Below are 22,155 nucleotides of genomic sequence, written 5' to 3'. Positions count from 1 at the left end.
GATGCCTGTAGTACAGCTTGAACATATATGCAGAGTGATAGAAAAGGTGATTTTTTTTTTTTTTTTCAAGCAGAAGACGGCATACGAGATAGGAGTCCGTCTCGTGGGCTCGGAGATGAGTATAAGAGAAAGTATTTTAACTAATATACGATCCTTAAGTTTAGCTACTACTAAGCATCGATGGACATTGAGGAAGGTGTACCTATGATTAAACCAGATATTATTTCTATCCTACAAAATAAAATTACTCGAATTCCTTTAGAAAACAGTACAAATATATTAGTTGGACCGATTACTTTACCCGTGAATTTAGACGGAGAGACTGTTACTTTTAAATGGTACAACTGGCTGAACACTACGGATGCAGAGCTTCTTAGTGATAATAGTGAAGGAACAGCCGCTTTGATTTCAAAGTTACCATCCATGAGCCTCGCAGATGGTCAGCAATCCAGTGTTTTAGTATATGGTGATTTCGAAGGCTCAGATGAAGCATTGATTCGGATGCACAGCATTTGTCATACCGGCGATATTTTTGGCAGCAAACGTTGTGATTGTGGCTTCCAACTGCACCAGTCCATGAAAATGATCGTAGAGCACGGTTCAGGTGCGTTATTCTATCTTGCTAACCATGAAGGTAGAGGCATTGGACTGTTTAGCAAATCTTTAGCGTATCTTTTACAAGAAGAAGGATACGATACAGTTGAGGCTAATTTAGAGCTGGGTTTTTCTGATGATTCAAGAAATTATGAAGAAGCGATTAGCGTTCTACAACATCTACGTCATAAACCAGTCACGTTAATTACGAACAATCCGAAGAAACTGGAAGCTCTCAAGACTGCAGGTATGAATGCTGTGAAAAGAGTACCGCTGTGGGGAGATGTATCTTCTTTTAACGAGAAATACTTACGCACCAAAGTGGCTCGTTCAGGACATTTAGAGGCAGTGAAAGAAGCGAATCCAATTGTAGGAAGACTGGCTAAGTAAAAATTGAGGTAGTGCTTTTGCACTTCTTCAATTATAATGGGTTACTGGAACCCAACTTTAAGCTTAGTGAGGTACAATATGACTGCTATTCAAGTACAAGACTTACGCAAAACATTCAAAGTACAAAAAAACCGCGAAGGTCTCAAAGGGGCCTTCGCTGATTTGTTTAAAAGGGAGTATACGGAAGTAACTGCTGTGAAGGATATTTCCTTTTCCATTCCCGAAGGTGAGATTTGTGGTTATATCGGCGAGAACGGTGCTGGGAAATCAACCACGATCAAAATGCTCACGGGTATTCTCGTACCCACTTCAGGAAATCTAACGGTGGGTGGTTATGTTCCTTATTTGGAGCGCGAGAAATTCGTAAAGAATATCGGTGTGGTGTTCGGGCAACGCAGCCAGCTATGGTGGGACATTGGGGTCATTGAATCCTTCCAGCTGCTGCGCAAGGTATACCGGGTATCTGAACAAGACTTCAAGAAACGGCTGGATGAATTGGTCGAACGATTGCAGTTGCAAGAACTACTGAATCGTCCTGTTCGTAAGCTCAGTCTCGGTCAGCGGATGCGTTGTGAATTAGTCGCAGCATTACTTCATAACCCTTCGATTGTATTTCTGGACGAGCCAACCATTGGTTTAGACATTGTGGTGAAGTCAGAGATCCGTGAATTCCTTAAAGATATGAACCGTGAGCATGGAACAACCATACTGTTGACTACACATGACCTGCAAGATATTGAAGCCCTTTGCTCGCGGGTGATTATGCTTGACGATGGTCGAATTATTTATGACGGCGGACTTGAAGATCTGAAACAGCGCTGGGGAACCGGACGTGAAGTTCAATTTCAATTCGGAAATGCAACGAAACGGCAATTGCTTGAGCTTTGGACTGAAGGGATGCCGGTTACTTGGTCTGCAGAGAACGATCTTGGAGCATCGGTTTGGATACCGCTGGATATAAATGTATCGGATGTTTTGGGACGGGTAGTAGGGAAAGCCGACATTACTGATATCAAAATCATTGAGACGAATACAGACGATATTGTTCGCAGTATTTATCAATCCGGGTCTGCGGATAAACCAGAGAAACAAGCTGCCGCTCTGAAGGACGAAAGAGAGGCTTTACATGTCTGATAAGCTTAATGCTGCAACAGCTATGTCCTCGTCCTCAGGAGGTTCGTCTTCAGGTGGTCCTCCAGAGAATAGTCGTAGATTACTATTTGGGGCGTACTTAGATTTTATACGGATCCGGTTCCTTACCATGCTTGCTTATCGGATTAACTACTACTCAGGTATTCTTATCTATTCACTGAATATTGGGGTTAACTATTTCACTTGGATGGCCATCTATGGTAATGGGGATTCACTTGGTGGCTTTACCGCAACGCAAATGACATCATATGTTGCTGTGTCGTGGATGGCTCGCGCCTTTTATTTTAATAACCTAGACCGCGAGATCTCTACGGATATTCGTGATGGAAGTATCGCCATCCAGTTTATAAGGCCCTATAACTATGTCTTAGTCAAAATGATGCAAGGACTCGGAGAGGGAATGTTCCGCTTTCTCTTGTTTATGATTCCGGGTATGGCTATAGCGATGTTGTTGTTCCCGGTTCAATTACCAACAGCACCATCTGCTTGGGCGGGTTTTCTTGTAATGCTCTTTTTCAGCTTCTTGATTAATTCACAGATCAATATTATTACGGGGCTCTCGGCTTTCTTTGTTGAGAATAATGAGGGCATGATGCGTATGAAGCGGGTAATTGTTGATCTGTTCTCCGGTCTGATCGTGCCGATCAGTCTGTTTCCTGACTGGCTATCTTCTATACTTAAGGTGCTGCCGTTTCAGGCGATTACTTACTTGCCAGGTTCTGTATTTACAGGACGGGTGCAAGGGGTTGGGATTTGGAATGTACTGGGGATACAGATCGTATGGTTCCTGGCCTTACTGATTCCGATTGTCTGGTTATATCATGCGGCGCGGCAGCGTCTCTTCGTGCAGGGAGGTTGAGGAAACGTGTATTACCTTGGATTATTAATTGAATATATTAAAAACTATATGAAGTCCCGGCTCACCTATCGCGCCGATTTTTGGGTAGAGGTCGTATCAGATTTGCTCTTTCAGGCTACAAACTTTATCTTTATACTGGTAATCTTCATGCATACGGATAGCCTTGGCGGCTGGAATCAGAACGAAGTAGTGTTCGTCTATGGATTCTTTATGGTGCCTTTTGGGGTGTTTAGTTGTTTTGTAAATCTATGGGGATTCAGTGAGCGTTATATCGTCAAAGGTGAGATGGACCGTATTTTGACACGTCCGGCGCATAATCTGTTCCAGATTTTTTTGGAAAATGTTGATCCACCAGCACTAATGGGCTCATTCATAGGTATTATTATTATGGCCATCAGTGGCAGCAATCTGGGTCTTCCCTTTGAATGGTGGACGATACCGGCTCTGATCATTCTTACGTTAAGTGCCGTCGCCATATATACTGGTATTTATACAACATTGACTTCATTGTCTTTCTATTCCGATGCACCAACGGGTATTCTTCCTCTAATGTACAATATTCAAACCTATGGCCGTTATCCGGTAACGATTTACAATCGTGCTATTCAGGTACTTTTAACTTGGGTTATCCCGTTTGCATTCGTCGGAGTCTATCCAGCAGCGCTCTTCCTGCAGCGTGAAGAAATGACGAGCCTTGCGCTAATGACACCAGTTGTAGGTGCGATATTCCTTGGGATTGGTCTGTTAGCCTGGAGTTATGGCGTACGAAGATATAAAGGTGCGGGGTCTTAATTAAGCTAGTGTTTTGATAAGTTGGAAAGGCTACCTTCGGGTAGTCTTTTTTTCACTCCAAATTCATGAATATGCTAAAATTATTAATAACTACAATGGGGAGGAATCATAGATGAATGTGTTAGATACTTTACCAGCACCCGAATACTTAAATAAACTTTTAAAAATACTTGCTTCTCTAAATATTGTCTTATGTCCAGAGGAATGGCTTCGCTATCATAGTTTTGATTCTAAATTTGATAAGAATGTTTCTCTAGCATCGATCGATAATGGCTCAGGCGATAATTTGTTTATTATTTTTACACCTCAAGGAACGATAATAAAAGGATTTGATCATGAGTCCGAAGTAAGTCCATATGCGCGTGACGAACATGAAGTTTGGCCAGGAATCTATGAAGAGGTTCCAACCTCGCTATTGTCTTTACTGGAAGATGAGGCGATAGCTAAGGATGATGTTACTTTTTGTTTTTGGCGTGAAGATAATGACTTGACGTGGCAGAAGGGGAAGGTAGAGATTCCAGCGGGAACAGAAGATGGTTCGGACTTTTTGCTAGGAACTATTTTCCGCACAGCAGAGGATTTTGTGGAATTTGCCGAAGGTTATTTTGAACTTACACTCCCCTTAGAGATTGTTGCACAAGTTTATGAGGGGGCAGCCATTACGAAAGAGATGATCAAAGCGTTAAATCCCGATGGTGATATTGAGCAAATCCTTCAGGAGTTAGCAGAGCTAGACTCTTAGGTAATTATCGATTTTGAAAACAAAGGGGGATGCGGAATAAATAAAGGGCTGCCGATAGGCAGTCCTTTATTTATTGAACGGAAGTATTTCTTAATGAGGAGCAAAAATAGGAAATAAAAACAAAATACTTTCTCTTTATCAAAGTTTTATTTACATATATCATTTTACTAAAGATACAAGTGAGAAGGATAAAACTCTACATAATTCAAGCGATCTTAATAACTCTCAAAACAATTTTGTGAGTGTGAGTTAGATTCCAGAGAAAGAGTATTTGGAGTGGAAGTGTTAAAATGATGCTTTTCAAAGAGGGGAGTTTGTTATATGTTTGGAATTATGGCTATTTCCGGCCTGTCTTTTCTTCTAGTGGCGATGTTTACGCCGCTGTTGATCTGGACGCTACAAAGGCTGGGGCTAACGCAGCCGATTCGCTCCGAGTTACCAGCGGATCATCAGGCCAAACGTGGTACACCGCTCATGGCAGGGTTGGTCCTGTTTATCGGGATAGCGATCTCGTTACAGTTTCATCCCGGACCTCTAATGTTACTCTTATGCGTCACGTTTTTGTTGTTCAGCTCAGTCGGATTTCTGGATGATTTCAAAAAGGCTTTTTGGCAAAATCCGTCCGGCATAACCGGTCGCTCAAAACTAGTGTTACAATTTATTTTTACTGGAACCATTTTGTATGTATTGTTCCATTCGTTCGGCCTGACGAGCGATATTGAGTTATTTCAAGGGCGCTATTTGCAATTGCCTTTGTACCTTTATGTCGGAATCATTTTGCTGTTTGTGGTGGGCTCCGCAAATGCCATCAATTTTACGGACGGTCTTGATGGGCTACTGATCAATGTGGCCATTCCAACGTATTTTTTCTTTTTTATGATTTCGGACAAACCTGAAGTGCAGACATTTTCCCTTGTCATGATTGGCTGTCTGCTTGGGCTTTTCCTTTATAATATTTATCCGGCAAGAGCGTTCATGGGCGATACAGGTTCACTGGCGATTGGTGGCTCTCTTTCCATTTTGGCTGTCATTGAGAAGGTTGAGCTTTTGCTTCCAATTTTGTTTTTTGTCTATTTTGCGGAGCAGTTATCGGTCATTTTACAAGTTTGGTACTACAAACGAACAAAGCTGCGGCTGTTCCGAATGGCTCCGATCCATTTCCATTTCAGTTTAAAATACGGATGGAGCGAAAACAAAATCGTGATGATATTTGGTTTCATTTCGTGGATGTCCGTACTGCTTTGCTGGTTGATTTGGAAATATCTCATGCACTAAATAACTTTTATATTTACAAATCTATAAAAGTAGATATAATGAAATTCATGGAACCTTTAGTGATATTTAAAGCTTTGTCTAACGAGACACGTAGTCAAATTATGATGTGGTTAAAAACTCCGGAGGAATTCTTTGATGAGAAGCCTTATTTACAACAAGGCCTAAGTTTTCGAACTGGAATATGCGTGGGAGATATTCAAGCTAAAGCGGGACTTGCACAGTCTGTTATCTCGAGCTATTTATTGACTATGCAAAAAGCTGGTTTGTTGGAATCTGAGCGAATTGGGAAGTGGACGTACTATCGTCGGAATGAGAAGACAATTCAGGAATTTTCCGAGTATATTAAACAGAAACTATAAATGAGAGGAGGGAAGACTTTTTTTTGATAATACATATCTACAAATCTGTATATGTGAATATGAATGGAGGATTATTTTAAAAATGAAAAAGATTAACCCGTTGCTTATCATTATTCTGGCTTTAGGTGTATTTGGTATTATCACTACCGAAATGGGGATTATAGGTGTTCTACCGCAGATCACTCAAAAATTTAATATATCGACTTCACAGACTGGATGGCTTGTAAGTATATTTGCTTTAGTCGTTGCCATTTCTGGTCCATTTCTAACATTACTGGCTTCTGGTATTAATCGTAAAGTTATTCTATTAACGGCTGTACTTATTTTTGCAATTTCAAATGTTGTGTACGCTTATACAACTATGTTTGAAGTAATGCTGATTTTCCGTGTTATTCCTGCTATATTTCATCCCGTCTTTTTTTCAGTTGCTCTTGTGACCGCTGCTCAACTTGTCCCGCCAGAAAAGAGTACTAAAGCAGTTACAAAGGTTTTCGCCGGAATCACAGTCGGGTTTGCTTTTGGTGTGCCTTTGACTTCTTATCTCGCGGACAAAATATCTTTAGAGGTTGCTTTCCTGTTTGGTGCTGTTGTAAGTATAATTGCCTTTTTAGGGATACTCGCTTGGCTTCCTTCTATGCCTGTTAAAGAAAAAATGTCTTATGGCAAGCAGCTTGGGATATTACGCAAACCCCTATTATGGTTAAATATTGTGACAGTTATTTTTATCTTTGCAGCGATGTTTTCTGTATATAGTTACTTTGCTGAGTATCTTGGTCAAGTAACACATATGAATGGGTCATGGATTAGTATCATGTTAATGGCCTTTGGTATAGTCATGATTTTTGGGAATTTTTTATTTGGGGGCCTTTTACATAAAAGCATTCCAAAGACCGTCATCATGTTTCCTCTGTTATATGCGGTAACTTACTTCTTCGTTTATTATCTAGGATCTTATTTCATTCCAATGGTTATTATCATAATCATTTGGGGGGCAGTGCATTCCGGCGGACTCATTATCAGTCAAGCATGGTTAACGACCGAGACGAAAGAAGCTCCCGAATTCGGTAACAGCTTGTTTATTTCATTCTCCAATCTTGGAATTACAATAGGTACTTCTATCGGTGGTTGGTTTATTTCTCGCTCAGGTATACATGAACTCATTTGGATTGGGATTATTTTTTCCCTGCTTGCTTTCTTATCGATCATAATCAAAATAAAAATTTCTAACTTAAACGTAGCAGAAGCTAAACTGGGTGATTAACGGAGATTGAATTTATTAAAATAGCGATAGCCAAGTATCTATTTCTCCGGTACAAAGCTGTCGCTTTTTCTATTATTAAGGACTACAGACTTGTATTTTTCATTGTTTTGCTTTATTTTAATTAGACCCCATGAAGCTATTACATATGTAAAAGAAAGAGGTTTATCCATGAGTAAAACGTATCTAATAAAAATCTGCTTAGCCATCACCCTCATACTCGGAACAGCTACCGCTTGCACTTTCGCCGAGCAGTCTACTCCAGATCAAGCTCCATCTCCATCCAGTCCTAGCCCTACGGCAAAGAATACACAAGAGGACAACAGACGTTTATTAGATGCTAAGGTAACACGGGTAGTTGACGGTGACACCATGAAGCTGACTATCGACTCTAAAAAAGAAACAGTACGATTGCTACTAGTCGATACCCCTGAATCCGTTAATCCGAACATTCCTGAGCCACAGCCATTTTCGATAGAAGCCTCTGATTATGCCAAAAAGATACTTACCAATAAAGATGTGCAAATTGAACTAGATGTATCAGAACGAGATAAATATGGTCGTCTACTCTGTTATCTCTATATTGATGGCAAAATGTTTAATGAGCTTCTGCTAGAGCAGGGTTATGCACGTGTGGCATATGTATTTGCACCTAATACGAAATATGTAGATCAATTTAGAGCTATTCAGGATAAAGCAAGAGAGCAGGGAATCGGCATCTGGAGTATTGAAAATTACGCGCAAAACAATGGTTTTCATGTTCCAAAAACGAAATAAACATATAGTAATCAGGATTTATAGAGCTACCATGAGGTAGCTTTTTTTATATTAGGGAGAACATACACAGAATGGATGTATTTGACAAGGCGATTCTTTAAATGGGATACTCTAGTAGTTGGTATTAGTATCAGGTTACAATTCGAGGAGGATTGCCCTTATGAAATACTTCATTATTACAGGGACTTCAAGAGGAATTGGAGAGTCAATAGCAGAACAATTAGTCTCTCCTGATCACTATCTGTTTTGTATCTCACGTGAAAGAAATGAGAGTTTAGTGAGCAAAAGTAGTAATATAACCTACTATGAGTTTGATTTGAATCACATTCATCTGATTGAATCTCTGATGGGGAGTATTTTCAATTCTATTGACGTGTCAAAAGCGGAGGGAATCTACCTTATTAATAACGCTTCAATGATTGCTCCTGTCTCATTTATTGATACAGCTAGGGTTGATGAAATAACGGGAAATATAAATGTGAATTTATTAGCTCCCATTATACTAACCTCAATGTTTATAAAGCATACGAATGGTCTTCTAATCGACAAAAGGATCTTAAATATATCATCCTCTTCTGCTAAGAATCATCATCCTGGAATGAGTCTGTATTCAGCAGCAAAAGCAGGGTTAGATGTTTTTTCACAATGTGTGGGACTAGAACAGAATCCCTCTAAAACACCAGTTGGAATTATATCGATCTGGCCAGGAATGATTGATACCAATCTGCAAAAAGAGGCTAGAAGCCAGGATAGATCAACATTTCCATCAGCAGAGATATTTGAGGTGGTTAAGGAAACTGGGATGCTCACAACACCACAGGAAACAGCACAACATATCATTGAGTTTTTGTTTAAACCTGATTTTGAACATGGAGCAGTTGTGGATATTTACGACTATTCAAAGCTTACACAACATTTAGGTGTATCTGCAGAATAAAACAACTAGCTTTCCGAGGGGATTATGCGAGATATAGATAACAGCAGTTATTATTGGCTGGATGATGATCGGATCTGGATTACTAAAGATGAATTTTTGGAAAAGAACAAAGAAATATAAGCCATTAAGGAGAGAGGGTTCTGTTAAATGAGCAATTATATTATGGAGCTAAGAAAACTAGTAGGTACCAGGCCGCTTATTATGGCAGGAGCCTGTGTTTTGTTGTGTAGCGAGCAGCAATTACTATTACAACGTAGAACGGACAACGGTTGCTGGGGGTTGCCAGGTGGCTCGATGGAGCTTGGGGAGACTTTGGAAGAGGTGGCTAAAAGGGAACTTTTTGAGGAGACAGGTTTACAGGCCAAGGAACTTGAATTGTTCGACATGTTTTCTGGACAAGAGCTTTATTACAAATATCCAAACGGTGATGAAGTATATAATGTTGTAGCCGCTTATCTATGTACGGAATTTGACGGTGCGCTTAAAGAAGATGGAGTTGAAGTGCAAGAAGTCCGTTTTTTTAATTATGGAGAATTGCCTAGCGAGTTGTCACCTCCTGATGTTCCAGTCATTAAGAGATTTATGGATCGTTTTATGAAGTAAGATCACATCTCACTTAAAGTGTCACCTTTCCCAGGGAACCATAATACGATGAAATATGAACCATGACATTAGCCCGGAAAGGTGTGCGATTATGAACGGAACAATCCTCAATTTCTTTGCTGGCGGGAATACGGCTCACGGCTTTTACAGCCTCTATGAGTCGTCATTGCAAAATTTAACGCGTCTATATGTTTTAAAAGGAGGCCCAGGTACGGGGCAGACCAAACTGATTAGAGAAATTGGAGAGCAGTTGAATCAACAAGGTTATGAGATCTGGTTCATCCACACTGCATCAGATAACGATTCATTCGACGGTGTGATTATTCCCAAATTAAATATAGGAATAGTGGATGGAACAGCTCCGCGAGTAATAAACCCTGAACTGCCTGAAGAGTCCATCGTATTCGTAGATTTGGAGCAGGCCGCTGATCAGTTCCAGTTGTGCCAGCAGAAGTTGGAAATCGATAATTTAGTCGGAGCCATTAAACAAGAACATGAATTGGCTTATGCTGGCTTTGCTGAAGCTCTTCGCATTCATGACGAATGGGAAGCCATTTATATCGCGAAAATGGATTTTCAAGCAGCCGACGAGCTGACACAGGAGTATATTAAGCTTTTGTATGGTGATCAGAAATCTGAAAAATCCAGCCGGGTAGATCATCGTTTTTTAGGTGCGGCGACACCTAAGGGGGCCGTGGATTTTGTTCCTAATCTAACCTCAGGACTAAAAAGATATCTGGTTAAAGGACGTGCGGGCTCCGGAAAATCTACACTGTTGAAGAAAATAGCGGCTGAAGGCATCAAACGTGGTTTCGATGTTGAGATTTACCACTGTGGCTTCGATCCTAATAGCCTTGATATGATTATTGTGCGTGAACTTGGCTTTGCTATTTTTGATAGTACGGCTCCACATGAGTACTACCCAGATCGGGTAACCGACGAGATCGTCGATATGTATTCCCGCTGTATACTGCCTGGTACAGATGAAGAATATTCCGAAGCTATAGCCGGCATTAAAGAGCGATATTCGAGTACCATGAAACAATCCACACAACATCTTACAGACGCAAAAGTATTCCTAGGTGCATTAAAGCAAATCTATACTTCTACCCTGAATTTTGATCGAGTAGACCAGATTAAATCGCAGATTTTAGAGGAAATCAACGAGATTGTTGAAAGTCCACTGGAGGTTTAAACCTACATTTTAGATCGCTCTCTAGAGGGCGGTCTTTTTTTGTGAAAAAAGAAATTGGTATGGTACATACGCACCAATGTGGTTATTTCCACTGGAACTGTAACCAAGTATGCTCTCTCTAGTAACAACGATAAGGGAGAGAAACTTATGAATGATCAGAAAGTAATGTTTAGAACAGGGCTAAAAGATTCTATCGCAATTGTTGCAGGGTTTATCCCAGCTTGCTTTACGTTTGGATTGGTCGGTAAGGGGTTAGGTCTAGGAAGTATGGAAGTATTCTTATTGTCAGCGCTCGTATTTGCGGGGGCTAGTCAATTTATCGGGGTAAAAATGCTTGCCGCTGGAGCAGCCGCTCCAGTGATTTTACTGCTTACTCTGATCATTAACTTAAGATATTTGTTTATCAGTTTATCCTTTGGAGGGCAGTTAAATCGTAACATCAGTGTACTAGCGAGAACTTGGATTGGGTTCAGTTTAACTGAAGAGGTATATGCCGTTAGTATGATCCCTCGAGAAGAAGAAAATCGTAAAGCGGAGAATGAAAAAATGAACCAGCCCTTAGGACTTCCTTATCTGCTAGGCCTACAAATCCCTCCCTATGTCGCTAACCTGATAGCAACAGCTTCGGGGATCACCCTTGCCTCCTATATCCCAGCTTTATATTTACCGGCGCTAAACACATCATTATATGCCTTACTAATTGCACTTGTTGTACCTCAATTGAAAGGCAGCTTACGGAATATGGCTATATGTATATCAGCTGCAGGATCATCTTGGCTACTGAACCCTTTGCTGGGAAACTCTTCGATTCTTATAGCTATGTTGATCGGCATGGCAGTGGGCTCCTTAATTAAAGGGCAAGTCAAAGCGGAGAAGGGGGTATCCGTATGACTATATTAATCATCATAGGTATGGCTGTTATTACATTTTTATTTCGTTTTGTGCCTTTACTGCTTACGAACCATACGAATGGTTCTTCCAAAGTCCAAGCGCTGCTGGAGTATTTGCCTGTAGCGGTTCTTAGTGCGTTAACGGTACCTGGAATCATTCAGGTAGACCCAGATGTTAATCTTGTGGGTATCGCATCAGGGACTGTCGCTGTTATACTGGTATTAATTAGAAAAATTCCGCTGCTCTTCGTGATTCTAGGCTCTGTTTCCGCAGCAATACTCGTAAAAATGCTAACCCTATATTTTTAAAACAAAAGTCGGAACAGAAGGGGAGGACCTCTTATGAAGCATGATTTGCTGATCACACTCGATAAAGAACGACAGATACCATTTAGCCGTCAAATTTACGAGCAAGTTCGAAATGCTATCCATTCAGGAGCTTTAAGCGGGGGGGACCCCCTGCCTCCGTCTAGAACTTTGGCCAATCAGCTTGGAGTATCCAGAAGCGTGGTCCTTCAATCCTATGAGCTACTACAGGCAGAAGGGTATCTGGAGATGAGAAAAGGGGCGGGAACGTTTATTGCGGAGTTGACGTTGGAGGAGAAAGTTACAAAAGATTATGAGAGCCCTTACAATTTTATAACGAAGGGACCTGATATCCTTACGCTTAATCCTCCTTCTACTAGAGAAGTTGATCATTTGAACCCAGTATTTTGCGATTTTCGACATGGTGTACCTGCTTGGGATGCGTTTCCTATGGATCAATGGCAAAAAGCTCTAATGAATGCTTGCCGTCGCGCTTCACCGGATACTTTAGGCTATGGCCCTGCGGAGGGTTCCCTGGGACTACGCCGAGAAATTGCTCGTTTATTACGTTCCACGCGGTCTATGCCCGTTGTTCCAGAACAAATCGTGATTACTTCTGGAGCTACGCAAGCTCTTGACATTTTATCGAGGATTTTCTTATTTAAAGGTGATCAAGTCATTGTTGAAGATCCATCACATAGCGTTGTGCGTGAAATATTTTCTTTTGCTGGGGTAGAGGTCATACCTGTTAAAGTAGATCAAGATGGCATCTGTGTAGAAGAGATCCAAACAAACAGTGATAACGATAAAGAAGGTAATCTTAAAAAATCGCCAAAGCTAGTCTATGTTACGCCTTCTCACCAGTTCCCTTTTGGGACGACACTGTCCTTGAAACGAAGAGTTCAGCTGTTGGATTGGGCGAAAGCTAATCATGCTTTTATTATTGAAGACGATTATGACAGTGAATATAGGTACGAGGGTCCGAAATTATCCGCGCTTGCTGGTCTTGATGTTGAGGGTCGAGTGATTTATGTAGGTAGCTTTAGTAAAGTATTATTTCCTTCTCTGCGGATAGGTTATGTTGTGTTACCTCCGGCTTTGCTTCAACCTTTTTTAGCTGTTAAATGGATTACAGATCGCATGTCTTCTGCTTTGGATCAGGAAGCGTTAGCTGAATTTATACAGAATGGTCACTATGCAAGGCATGTTACACAAATGGGTAAGCTGTATGCCTCTCGTAGGGCCTGTCTCGTAAACAGCTTGAATACTGAATTTGGGAGTCGTGTGCGATATTATGGCGAGGAAGCGGGGCTGCACTTACTGATTGAGCTGGAGTCGGATGCCGAAGAGAATCGTATAGCTGAAGTGGCGCTCCGTTACGGAGTTCGTGTATATCCTGCATCTTCTTATTTTCTGGAGAGTAAACCTAAGGGACCTGTGTTTCTACTAGGCTATTCTAATCTTACTGAGAATCAGATTAAGATGGGTGTGAACAGACTGATGTTAGCCGAAGTAGAAGCGAAAGTTAGTAGTAGTCATTTGTAATAGAAATGTTGGAACTTTATCATATAACTTGTATGTTTCCTCTATAGTTTCAGCCTTCAGACATTCATAATAAAAGGTGAAGTTATTTCTAATTCTGGAGGTTCTTATGAAACGCTACATTATAGGAATTGATCTCGGCGGAACGAATATCAAAGCAGGAATTTACGATTTCGATTTTATAGCTGTAAAAGAAATATCTACACCTACAGAGGCAGCTAAAGGTCCATCACATGTACTGGGACGGATTAGAGAAGCTGTTCGTCTGATTACGGTTGAAGCGGATATTTCGTTTGATTTAGTAGAAGGTATGGGAATCGGAGTACCCGGATTACTTGATCCGGTAGAGGGCATTTCTTTTTTCTCGCCAAATTTTCCGGGGTGGGAGCAAGTACATGTTGTTGACGAGATGAAGCAGTTTTATGATTTCCCTATTTTCATTGATAACGATGTAAGGGTTAATCTGTATGGAGAATGGCAGCAAGGTGCAGGCAGAGGTTATAACAATCTAGTTCTGATTACTTTGGGAACGGGTTTAGGATCGGGTATTGTGAACAACGGGAGAGTAATCTACGGCACGTCTTTTAGCGCTGGTGAAATTGGGCATATGAATATGTACAGGAACGGACGACCTTGTAAATGTGGGAGCTCGGGCTGCTTGGGACGATATGTCTCCGCGCTTGGCATGGTGAACACTTTTAAAGAGAAGCTGAAGGAAGGCCGAACCAGCATGATTCAGACCTGGACAAATAATCAAGAAGAGCAAATTACCGCGCTAATGATATCTGAAGCCTACGAACTCGGAGACGCTCTCTCTATGGAGGTCATGCAGGAGACAGGGACTATACTTGGCTTTGGATTAGCGAATGTAGTGAATATGCTCAACCCTGATCTTATTATTGTAGGTGGGGGGATGGCAGCAGCGGGCGATAAGTTGCTCCAACCTGTAAGAGAAACTGTAAGTCAGCATGCGTTGAAGCTATCCGGCAGTAAGTGTGAAATTGTTCAAGCAGAGCTTGGGAGTCGGGCCGGAACGATTGGTGCCGCCTCTTATGCATTTGGTAAGCTCCATGAAGCAGATTAACTGAACGTTGCTTGTTATTTTTATTTTGACATAGAATGGAACCAGATGGAGCCGCCCGGAATACAACAGTAATAAAATCCGTGGAGGTGCTCATATGTTTGCAATCATGCAATTAATAGGTGGGGTGATCCTGTCTTTGGGATGGATTCCTCAAATAATTCAAATCCTCAAATCAAAATCCGTAGCCGATTTAAATTTGAAGTCGTATTTACTTATGCTGCTCGGAATTAGTCTAATGGAAGCATACGCGATAAGCTTGGCTGTTACGGGAGTAGGTTTAGCTTTTTTGATTACGAATACGATGTCCTTATGTGTTGTGTTGCTGGTTATTATTCTAGTGCTTAAATATCGAGCAAGATCATGATTGAAGTTAAGAACAAGAATCAACCATCGCCGGAATATTAATGAAAATAGAACTAACTTAGGTTAGTGAATTAGGAGGTACATTTGAGCGAAAAATATTTTACATACGAAATCGATGCAGTAACTTTTCAATTGCAAGAGCCTAGTGAGTTTTCTTGGCTGTCAAAGCTTGGTAGGGTGTTCAAAGTGTTCGATCAGCAGGACTCTGGAAATCTTTCTTTTGGTGTGGAGAAGGAGGGTCAGAAGTATTTTGTGAAATTTGCTGGTGCAAAGCCTTTGACTTACGATGGGAACCCCTCGGATGCTGTTGATAATTTGATTAAAGCTATTCCGTTATATAATGAGCTTGAATCTGAAGCGCTGATCTATCTGGTGTCACATTTTGAAGTTGGAGTGGGATATGCAGCGGTGTTTGAATGGTTTGAAGGTGAATGTTTGCATTCGCATTGGCTGTTTGCGGGAGAAGCTAAGTTGAACCATCCGGAATCGCCTTTTTACCGTTATAAGCAACTATCTATTGAAAAACGTTTAGCGTCCTTAGACGTAATCTTTGCGTTTCATGAACATGTTGAGTTGCAGGGTTATGTCGCTGTCGATTTTTACGATGGAAGTATTCTTTATAATTTCGCGAACGATGAAACAAGGATTTGTGATATTGATTTTTATAGACCTAAGCCAACTGTAAATGACCTGGGAGAGAACTTCTGGGGCTCATCGAGATTCAAGTCACCGGAAGAGTTTATCTTGGGTGCACCGATTGATGAAGTTACCAATGTATTCAATATGGGTGCAACAGCATTTGTTCTTTTAGGAGGAGCCTCCGACCGGTCGTTTGAAAAATGGGAAGCAAGCCAAGCGCACTACGATATTGCTTTACGGGCGGTTAGCCTGGAGCGTGAGCAGCGGTTTCAGAGTGTAGCGGAATTTAAATTAGCTTGGGATAAAGCGGGAATTGTTTGAGGCGGGTGGGAAGTGAGAACTGCTTAAGCTGCAAGATAAGAATGATAGCCCTGCTATTGTCACATGATATGATTTATAAATAGAACAAGCAGGAGGGATTTCATTGAAAAGAGACATTCAGCATGTTCCCTACGGCTATGAGCCACCGGTTGAACAACGTAAAGGGACGTTAGTGTTTTACGATTCTTTTGAACATATAACAGATCAGGAGCTTGTAATCGCGGCAAAAACGGCCACCGATCGGCGATTCACTAAGCTAGTGCTATATCCGCTTCATGAAGAAACGGTGAGACGGATGACCAAAGAGCCGGTGAGCGCTTATTATAAGCGTGAGGACCGGCTGCATGAATGGAAGAGGGAGCAAGGACTTAGCTTCATCACGGTAGAGAGTTTGGAGGGAAAGCGAAAGAAATATACTCCGCTTGATTCTGCGCTTCGGCATCTTGTTGAAATTTATCCTTCGCCGATTTTTCTGTATTTAACACCTGAGGTGGCGAATCAGTTTGCGTCTTACTCCTCTTTTGAAGAGTGGATTGTAAAGATCCGCTTATTGTTGCCATCTGCACCTTCATCACTTCATCCAAGGCTACTAAAATTTCGCCATCGCTGGGATGTTGTTGGAGAACAGAAAGATTAAGATTTAATGTGTGCTGCTCTGTTTACGTCTGTAATTGTACATTCTCCACTGATAATGGATAAAACATCCGATGCAAAAACCAAGTATCGCAACAGTGGCTGCCACTGCAACTAGCGCTGTGAAAATATAGGCAGCAATCGTCCACCCCGCGATGAAGCTGATCAGACCACCTGTGAGGCAGAAGACAGCAATCGTTTGGTTAAACTGTTGCTGTGACCAGTCTTCGAGTACATAGTGCGAACGTTCTTGTGTCAGAAACTTAGCAGCCAGTTTAATGATGGGATTATAATCGAACAAAAGTCCGAGCAATCCGGCAAACAAGGGCAGCGCAAGAATCCAGTGCTGTCCTGTTAGCCATGTCAATATTACAGAAATGACGATAAACGCCTGATTAGTCTTTACTAATGGTCCTGGAATTCCTTTGGGCACGACATGCATTTTATTCACACCTTTCTCATTGGAATAATTATAGTATACGCTGAGGTTGAGGGAATGGGAAGTAGATTACTTTGAATTTAAGTAATTTATATGTTGACATATCTCTTAAAAATATGGTTTTATTATGTAGACCAATTGTTATAATGCAAAGGAAGTGTCAGCTTGTCGAACAAGCCGAATACGCGTGAGGCGATTCTGGACACCGCTTCGAAATTATTTTTTTCTCAGGGATATCATGCAACAGGACTAAATCAGATTATTAAAGACAGCGATTCACCGAAGGGATCTCTTTATTATTACTTCCCCCACGGTAAAGAAGAGCTGGCTTTAACATGCATTAACCGGACTAGTCTAACAGTCGCTCAGAAACTGAACTGTCATATAGAGAGCAGCAATAGTGCAGCTGAAGCAATGGAGGAATTTATTCTAGGCATGGCTATGGATGCAGTGGAATCTTCATTTGAGGGGATTGTTCCATTTAGTTTTTGGTTAGCGGCGGAGACCTCTTGTATTAGTGAGGAGCTGCGAACTGCATGTAAATCTGTGTTTATGGATTTGCAGGATGTGATCAAGAAACGCCTTCTGGAAGAAGGTGTGGAGAGTAACACTGCAGCCGATAAGGCTTCAGTAATAGTCTCATTATTTGAAGGAGCGCTTCTCCAGACGCTGACTTTACGGGATGAACAGCCGCTTCTCGCGGCGGCGAAGATTATCCCAGCAATACTTGGTTAGAGATAGACAATAGATAAGAACATCAGGGGGATTAAGAGTGGAAGCAACTATGCAAGGAAAGCAACAAAAGGAAGTAAAGAAGTTTAAAACCATTCCGATTCTAGTCTCTTTACTACTTGCAGGATTTATCGGAATGTTCAGTGAAACCGCACTAAATGTAGCTTTAAGTGATCTTATGAATGTCCTCCAAATTACTCCAGCAACAGCACAATGGTTAACGACGGCTTATCTGCTTACACTTGGAATTCTAGTACCGATTTCGGGTATGCTGCTTCAGTGGTTCTCGACTAGACAGTTGTTTGTTGCTGCATTATGTTTTTCAATACTTGGAACATTTCTAGCTGCAGTATCGCCTAGTTTTGAGTTCCTTTTAACAGCTCGTGTGGTACAAGCAATGGGTACTGCGCTGCTATTACCACTAATGTTCAATACTATCCTTATCATCATTGCTCCTGAAAAACGTGGGGCTGCGATGGGGATGATCGGTTTGGTTATCATGGTAGCGCCAGCGATCGGTCCTACTATTGCCGGTCTTCTAATTGAAAGCCTTAGCTGGCACTGGATCTTCTGGCTGTCACTGCCATTCCTGGTGATCGCATTGATATTCGGGATCCTCTTCATGCAGAATGTAACGAAGGTTACGAAGCCGAAGATCGACATCCTCTCCATAGTGTTATCTTCAATCGGGTTTGGTGGGATCGTGTTTGGTTTCAGCAGCGCTGGTGAAGAAGCCGGATGGGGAAGTCCTAAAGTGATCATAGCTATAGTAGTAGGTGTGGTATCACTCTTATTGTTCGGTTTGCGCCAAATGAAGATGAAGCAGCCTATGATTAATCTGCGTGCTTTTAAATATCCAATGTTCTCCATTGGTGTGGCAATGGTATTTATTTGTATGATGGTTATTCTGTCATCCATGTTGATTCTTCCAATGTATCTTCAACAGGGTCAAGGGTATACAGCGTTCAAGGCAGGCTTGCTGCTACTTCCAGGGGGGATTATTAACGGATTGATGTCCCCAATCATGGGTCGTCTGTTTGACAAATACGGTCCCAAATGGCTCGTTATTCCGGGTCTAATTATTGCAGCTACTGCTTTGTGGTTCTTCTCCAGTATTACTGTTGCTTCTACGGTCGTATTCGTAATCGTACTTCACAGCACGCTTATGATTGGTGTGTCGATGGTATTTATGCCTGCACAAACCAACGGAATTAACCAGCTGCCGTTAGAATTATATCCAGATGGTACAGCGATCATGAATACATTGCAGCAGGTTGCTGGTGCGATCGGTACTGCATTAGCAGTCAGCATTATGTCCGCAGGTTCTAAGAGTTATATGAAGACTGTGGCCGATCCAGCAGATCCAGCTAATATGTTGCCTGCATTCACGCAAGGTGTACAAAATGCATTTATTTTCGGAATGAGTATGGCAATTGTAGGTCTAATCCTTGCGTTCTTCGTGAAAAGAGTAGTCGTTGATCATAAGATCAAAACTACAATGCATTAATCATTAAGATAACCAGTTAAAAGAGAGTCGAACTTCTAACAATTTGAAAAATCCTCCTACGAAAAAGTGGAGAAAAGCTCATGATTTTATGACTTTTCACTGTTGGGTCGAAGGGAATTTTATTTTTTTATGACAAAATTGATATTTGATTATCCTAAATAAACGGAGTATAGTAGCTTTTGTCGCTAGGGAAATAAATGCTAACTCGAGTGAGTACTCCGAACAATGTTTAAATAATCATCTGAAATATATGCCAAGCGTTGGTGTCGAGTTAGTTATAAGTGATTCTCATTTTTATGATTATTTTATTCAATTAAATAAATGACTTGAGGAGAGTTTTCAATGAACTGGAAAAAAGTTGGATTGTTAAGCGTTGCTATTGCACTAGGTTCTGTAGGTGGTATTGGTAGTATTCATACGAATACTGTAGCTGCCGCATCCTCGAAAGAAACTACAAACGTCTATAAGTTATTCCAACAGTATCTACAAAAGCCGGCATCTCTTGCTCACGCACGCAATTATTTGATTAATCATATCGATGAAGTGGATACTTTGACTGCGACAAAGATGATGCTACAGCTTGAGAATGCACAGAACGCGCATTTGCGTGTATACGCAGAAAAGGTTTACCCGGACAATGTTCAGAAGGCCATAAATACTGTATATATTAAAAGCAAAAGTCTTAAGTATACGGATCTACTAAATGCGATCAAAGATTCTAAAGTGTCCAACGTATTAATTGAAGGCTCAAATAAAGGGTATCAATTGAAGACCAGTGAGGGTATGTATTATCCAACCATGAATTATGAGAGCTTCAAGATTTTTAAACCATATCTTTCGAAGGATATCGCTGCTTACATTGATATTATGGCTACTGAGACCAATAATCCGAGTGTACGTGATGGGGCAGTTGCGATTAGCTGGACGGAGTTAACGAATAGAGTGCTTGCGATGGAGAACTTTGTAACCAAATATCCTTCTTCCAACCGGACAACAGCTATTAAGCAACACCTCCAAGAAGCGACAGGCTATTTATTGTACGGAGCTAACAACACTGGTGCATATGGTGATGATCAGCAAGTAATCAATCCAGAAGTTAGACAAGCCTATGAAGCCGCGGTGAAGAATGCCACTGGTGATAGTAAAATCATTGCGATTTTAGAAAAGCTGCTGAAAGTACTTGATTCAACAAATAATAAATTCACACCTGAAGTGAAAAAATTCATAGATGAGACCTTAAAATCAAAATAGTCGGTTGAAATCAAAATAGAATAACCTAATTAAAAGAAGCGATTCAACACCATGTTGAACTGCTTCTTTTTTTGAAGATTTGATTATGTTCTTCCTTATTTCTTTTTAAGAAAAATGCTGGGCTATATTAGTCAGATACTCTGCTTCATCTGTATTTTCTTTCATATGAATGAGCATCTTTGCATCTTCTCCAACAATGTACCGGAATTGACTTGTCCCATCTGTGGCGGCTTGATATATAGTTTCCGCAACAATTTCTGGAGGTGAAGCATAGGTGGGCTGTTTTTCCATCTCACCCAATTTACCCAAAAAAGCAGTAGTAAAGGGTTTATAATCTGTTAATGCATCATTAAAAAAGAACTCCATCGATCTTCCACCAAAGTCCGTTTGAATAGCACCAGGTTCAATTAACTTAACTTTAATGTTCTGTGATGCTAATTCATAAGATACGGATTCAGAAAAACCTTCTACGGCGAATTTAGTTGAATGATACAGAGACATCGTAGGAAAGGTTACTTTCCCTCCCATAGAAGAGATATTGATCAGTAAACCATCTTGATTCGATCTAAAATGTGGCAATATGGCTTTAGTCATACTAATAAGACCAAACACGTTCACTTCAAACTGTCTTCTGATCTGCTCATCTGTAGCTACTTCAATAAGACCCATTGTTCCATAACCAGCATTATTGAGAAGCACGTCAATTTTACCGAACCGCTTAATCGCTTCCGCTAACGCTGATTGAATCGTATCTGATTTCTCAACATCAAGCTGTAAAACCAATACATTATCAAGTGTAATAAGTTCACTTTCTTGTTCAGGTGAACGCATAGTGGCTACGACGTTCCAACCTCTTTCAGCAAAATGCTTTGCTGTAGTTCTCCCAATGCCAGACGAAGCACCCGTTATAAATATTGTTTTCATTAACAATTCCTCCTAAAAGTTTTCTGAGTGTTACATGTTTACTTGGTTCGTACAAAACTTACTTCGTAAGTACTAACTGCTCCATGTTTGATAACCCTTTGGCAATGATTTTGAGTTTTGCTTTATATTCTTCAATGCCAATTTGGATACAGATGATCTGTGCTGGATGCATTTCATCTTTATGAAGTGAATACTGCTCAAGTAACTGATCTAACTTATGTTGTGATTCCTCCTGTACTTGTTTCAACCAAAGAATAACCTTGTCATACCCAACAAATTCACCAAAGTATAACCTCATCATAAAATCAGATTTCTTAATACTGTCGGCTTCTAGTGGGGCAAGTAAATAGGAGTTAAAACTATCTCTTCCTTCATCCGTGATGTTTAAAAGATTCTTATTAGGCTTACCTGCCTGCTGCACATTTTCCTTAGTTATCAAACCCTCCTTTTCCATGCGAGCAAGTGTGGGATAAATCGTTCCATAACTAGAACTATAGAAATTAGAGAATACATCCTCCAATAACTGTTTTATTTCGTAACCAGTCTTCGATTCTTTCATAAGCATGCCTAAAATAACATCCTGACTGTTCA

25 protein-coding genes are annotated in these 22,155 nt (G+C 40.8%); 22 read left to right on the top strand and 3 right to left on the bottom strand.

Annotation, left to right across the window (positions count from 1 at the left end; all coding sequences use genetic code 11):
- Nucleotides 1-204 precede the first annotated feature (204 nt).
- The 19 genes from ACWNM1_RS27625 (at nucleotide 205) to ACWNM1_RS27535 (ending at nucleotide 16,715) form a co-directional block, all read left to right on the top strand.
- On the top strand, nucleotides 205-984 hold the full coding sequence (locus ACWNM1_RS27625) for a GTP cyclohydrolase II (RefSeq protein WP_449603470.1): 780 nt from the start codon (nucleotides 205-207) through the stop codon (nucleotides 982-984).
- 78 nt (nucleotides 985-1,062) lie between these two features.
- Nucleotides 1,063-2,118, top strand: a complete 1,056-nt coding sequence (locus tag ACWNM1_RS27620; RefSeq protein ID WP_449603469.1) for an ABC transporter ATP-binding protein — start codon at nucleotides 1,063-1,065, stop codon at nucleotides 2,116-2,118.
- Nucleotides 2,119-2,245: 127 nt separating this feature from the next.
- Nucleotides 2,246-2,995 (top strand): ABC transporter permease, encoded by a 750-nt coding sequence (locus tag ACWNM1_RS27615; protein ID WP_042193809.1) that lies wholly within the window; start codon nucleotides 2,246-2,248, stop codon nucleotides 2,993-2,995.
- A gap of 48 nt (nucleotides 2,996-3,043) precedes the next feature.
- Nucleotides 3,044-3,787: an ABC transporter permease gene (locus tag ACWNM1_RS27610; protein WP_449603473.1), complete on the top strand. Its 744-nt coding sequence runs from the start codon at nucleotides 3,044-3,046 to the stop codon at nucleotides 3,785-3,787.
- A gap of 112 nt (nucleotides 3,788-3,899) precedes the next feature.
- Nucleotides 3,900-4,529, top strand: a complete 630-nt coding sequence (locus ACWNM1_RS27605) for a hypothetical protein (RefSeq protein WP_449603468.1) — start codon at nucleotides 3,900-3,902, stop codon at nucleotides 4,527-4,529.
- Between the two features lie 321 nt (nucleotides 4,530-4,850).
- Nucleotides 4,851-5,804, top strand: a complete 954-nt coding sequence (gene mraY / locus ACWNM1_RS27600; RefSeq protein ID WP_449603467.1) for a phospho-N-acetylmuramoyl-pentapeptide-transferase — start codon at nucleotides 4,851-4,853, stop codon at nucleotides 5,802-5,804.
- 47 nt (nucleotides 5,805-5,851) lie between these two features.
- On the top strand, nucleotides 5,852-6,163 hold the full coding sequence (locus ACWNM1_RS27595) for an ArsR/SmtB family transcription factor (RefSeq protein WP_060624147.1): 312 nt from the start codon (nucleotides 5,852-5,854) through the stop codon (nucleotides 6,161-6,163).
- 82 nt (nucleotides 6,164-6,245) lie between these two features.
- Nucleotides 6,246-7,424, top strand: coding sequence for an MFS transporter (locus ACWNM1_RS27590; protein WP_449603466.1), 1,179 nt, complete (start codon nucleotides 6,246-6,248; stop codon nucleotides 7,422-7,424).
- 168 nt (nucleotides 7,425-7,592) lie between these two features.
- Nucleotides 7,593-8,198 carry a thermonuclease family protein gene (locus ACWNM1_RS27585; RefSeq protein ID WP_449603465.1) on the top strand — a complete coding sequence of 202 codons (606 nt, stop codon included), beginning with the start codon at nucleotides 7,593-7,595 and terminating at the stop codon, nucleotides 8,196-8,198.
- A 160-nt stretch (nucleotides 8,199-8,358) separates the two neighbouring features.
- Nucleotides 8,359-9,135 (top strand): (S)-benzoin forming benzil reductase, encoded by a 777-nt coding sequence (locus ACWNM1_RS27580; RefSeq protein ID WP_449603464.1) that lies wholly within the window; start codon nucleotides 8,359-8,361, stop codon nucleotides 9,133-9,135.
- 147 nt (nucleotides 9,136-9,282) lie between these two features.
- Entirely contained in the window at nucleotides 9,283-9,738 is a 456-nt protein-coding gene (locus tag ACWNM1_RS27575; RefSeq protein ID WP_427468699.1) for an NUDIX hydrolase, read from the top strand.
- A 91-nt stretch (nucleotides 9,739-9,829) separates the two neighbouring features.
- Nucleotides 9,830-10,933: a PRK06851 family protein gene (locus tag ACWNM1_RS27570; RefSeq protein WP_449603463.1), complete on the top strand. Its 1,104-nt coding sequence runs from the start codon at nucleotides 9,830-9,832 to the stop codon at nucleotides 10,931-10,933.
- Nucleotides 10,934-11,080: 147 nt separating this feature from the next.
- On the top strand, nucleotides 11,081-11,824 hold the full coding sequence (locus ACWNM1_RS27565; RefSeq protein WP_449603462.1) for an AzlC family ABC transporter permease: 744 nt from the start codon (nucleotides 11,081-11,083) through the stop codon (nucleotides 11,822-11,824).
- On the top strand, nucleotides 11,821-12,132 hold the full coding sequence (locus ACWNM1_RS27560; RefSeq protein ID WP_449603461.1) for an AzlD domain-containing protein: 312 nt from the start codon (nucleotides 11,821-11,823) through the stop codon (nucleotides 12,130-12,132). Before ACWNM1_RS27565 ends, ACWNM1_RS27560 begins: the two co-directional genes overlap by 4 nt.
- Before the next feature lie 33 nt (nucleotides 12,133-12,165).
- On the top strand, nucleotides 12,166-13,674 hold the full coding sequence (pdxR, locus tag ACWNM1_RS27555; RefSeq protein WP_449603460.1) for a MocR-like pyridoxine biosynthesis transcription factor PdxR: 1,509 nt from the start codon (nucleotides 12,166-12,168) through the stop codon (nucleotides 13,672-13,674).
- Between the two features lie 106 nt (nucleotides 13,675-13,780).
- Complete coding sequence (locus ACWNM1_RS27550; protein ID WP_449603459.1) at nucleotides 13,781-14,755, top strand: ROK family protein; 975 nt, start codon at nucleotides 13,781-13,783, stop codon at nucleotides 14,753-14,755.
- A 94-nt stretch (nucleotides 14,756-14,849) separates the two neighbouring features.
- Nucleotides 14,850-15,119 (top strand): PQ-loop domain-containing transporter, encoded by a 270-nt coding sequence (locus ACWNM1_RS27545; protein ID WP_076286400.1) that lies wholly within the window; start codon nucleotides 14,850-14,852, stop codon nucleotides 15,117-15,119.
- 83 nt (nucleotides 15,120-15,202) lie between these two features.
- A complete protein-coding gene (locus ACWNM1_RS27540; RefSeq protein ID WP_449603458.1) occupies nucleotides 15,203-16,078 on the top strand; it encodes a serine/threonine protein kinase in 876 nt (291 codons plus the stop codon).
- A 103-nt stretch (nucleotides 16,079-16,181) separates the two neighbouring features.
- Nucleotides 16,182-16,715 (top strand): hypothetical protein, encoded by a 534-nt coding sequence (locus tag ACWNM1_RS27535; protein WP_449603457.1) that lies wholly within the window; start codon nucleotides 16,182-16,184, stop codon nucleotides 16,713-16,715.
- Between the two features lie 3 nt (nucleotides 16,716-16,718).
- Here ACWNM1_RS27535 and ACWNM1_RS27530 read toward each other — a convergent pair whose 3' ends face one another.
- Nucleotides 16,719-17,153 carry a DUF4395 domain-containing protein gene (locus tag ACWNM1_RS27530; protein WP_449603472.1) on the bottom strand — a complete coding sequence of 145 codons (435 nt, stop codon included), beginning with the start codon at nucleotides 17,151-17,153 and terminating at the stop codon, nucleotides 16,719-16,721.
- Between the two features lie 162 nt (nucleotides 17,154-17,315).
- Here ACWNM1_RS27530 and ACWNM1_RS27525 point away from each other — a divergent pair, with 162 nt between their 5' ends.
- The 3 genes from ACWNM1_RS27525 to ACWNM1_RS27515 all read left to right on the top strand — a co-directional run bounded on the left by ACWNM1_RS27525 (nucleotide 17,316) and on the right by ACWNM1_RS27515 (nucleotide 20,640).
- The gene (locus ACWNM1_RS27525; protein WP_341054449.1) at nucleotides 17,316-17,885 is read left to right on the top strand and encodes a TetR/AcrR family transcriptional regulator; all 570 of its coding nucleotides are present in this window, start codon (nucleotides 17,316-17,318) and stop codon (nucleotides 17,883-17,885) included.
- Nucleotides 17,886-17,934: 49 nt separating this feature from the next.
- Nucleotides 17,935-19,389: a DHA2 family efflux MFS transporter permease subunit gene (locus ACWNM1_RS27520; RefSeq protein ID WP_449603471.1), complete on the top strand. Its 1,455-nt coding sequence runs from the start codon at nucleotides 17,935-17,937 to the stop codon at nucleotides 19,387-19,389.
- A 342-nt stretch (nucleotides 19,390-19,731) separates the two neighbouring features.
- A complete protein-coding gene (locus ACWNM1_RS27515; RefSeq protein WP_449603456.1) occupies nucleotides 19,732-20,640 on the top strand; it encodes a hypothetical protein in 909 nt (302 codons plus the stop codon).
- 105 nt (nucleotides 20,641-20,745) lie between these two features.
- On the opposite strand, the gene ACWNM1_RS27510 is transcribed toward ACWNM1_RS27515, so the two are convergent.
- Nucleotides 20,746-21,564 carry an SDR family oxidoreductase gene (locus ACWNM1_RS27510; RefSeq protein WP_449603455.1) on the bottom strand — a complete coding sequence of 273 codons (819 nt, stop codon included), beginning with the start codon at nucleotides 21,562-21,564 and terminating at the stop codon, nucleotides 20,746-20,748.
- Nucleotides 21,565-21,622: 58 nt separating this feature from the next.
- Nucleotides 21,623-22,155, bottom strand: a 533-nt coding sequence (locus ACWNM1_RS27505) for a PadR family transcriptional regulator (protein WP_449603454.1), incomplete at its 5' end; no start/stop codon positions are given.

This window comes from Paenibacillus sp. Marseille-Q9583, assembly GCF_976954365.1.
The sequence above is the reverse complement of the archived record's forward strand: the minus strand, read 5'-3'. Positions and strand labels throughout refer to the sequence as shown.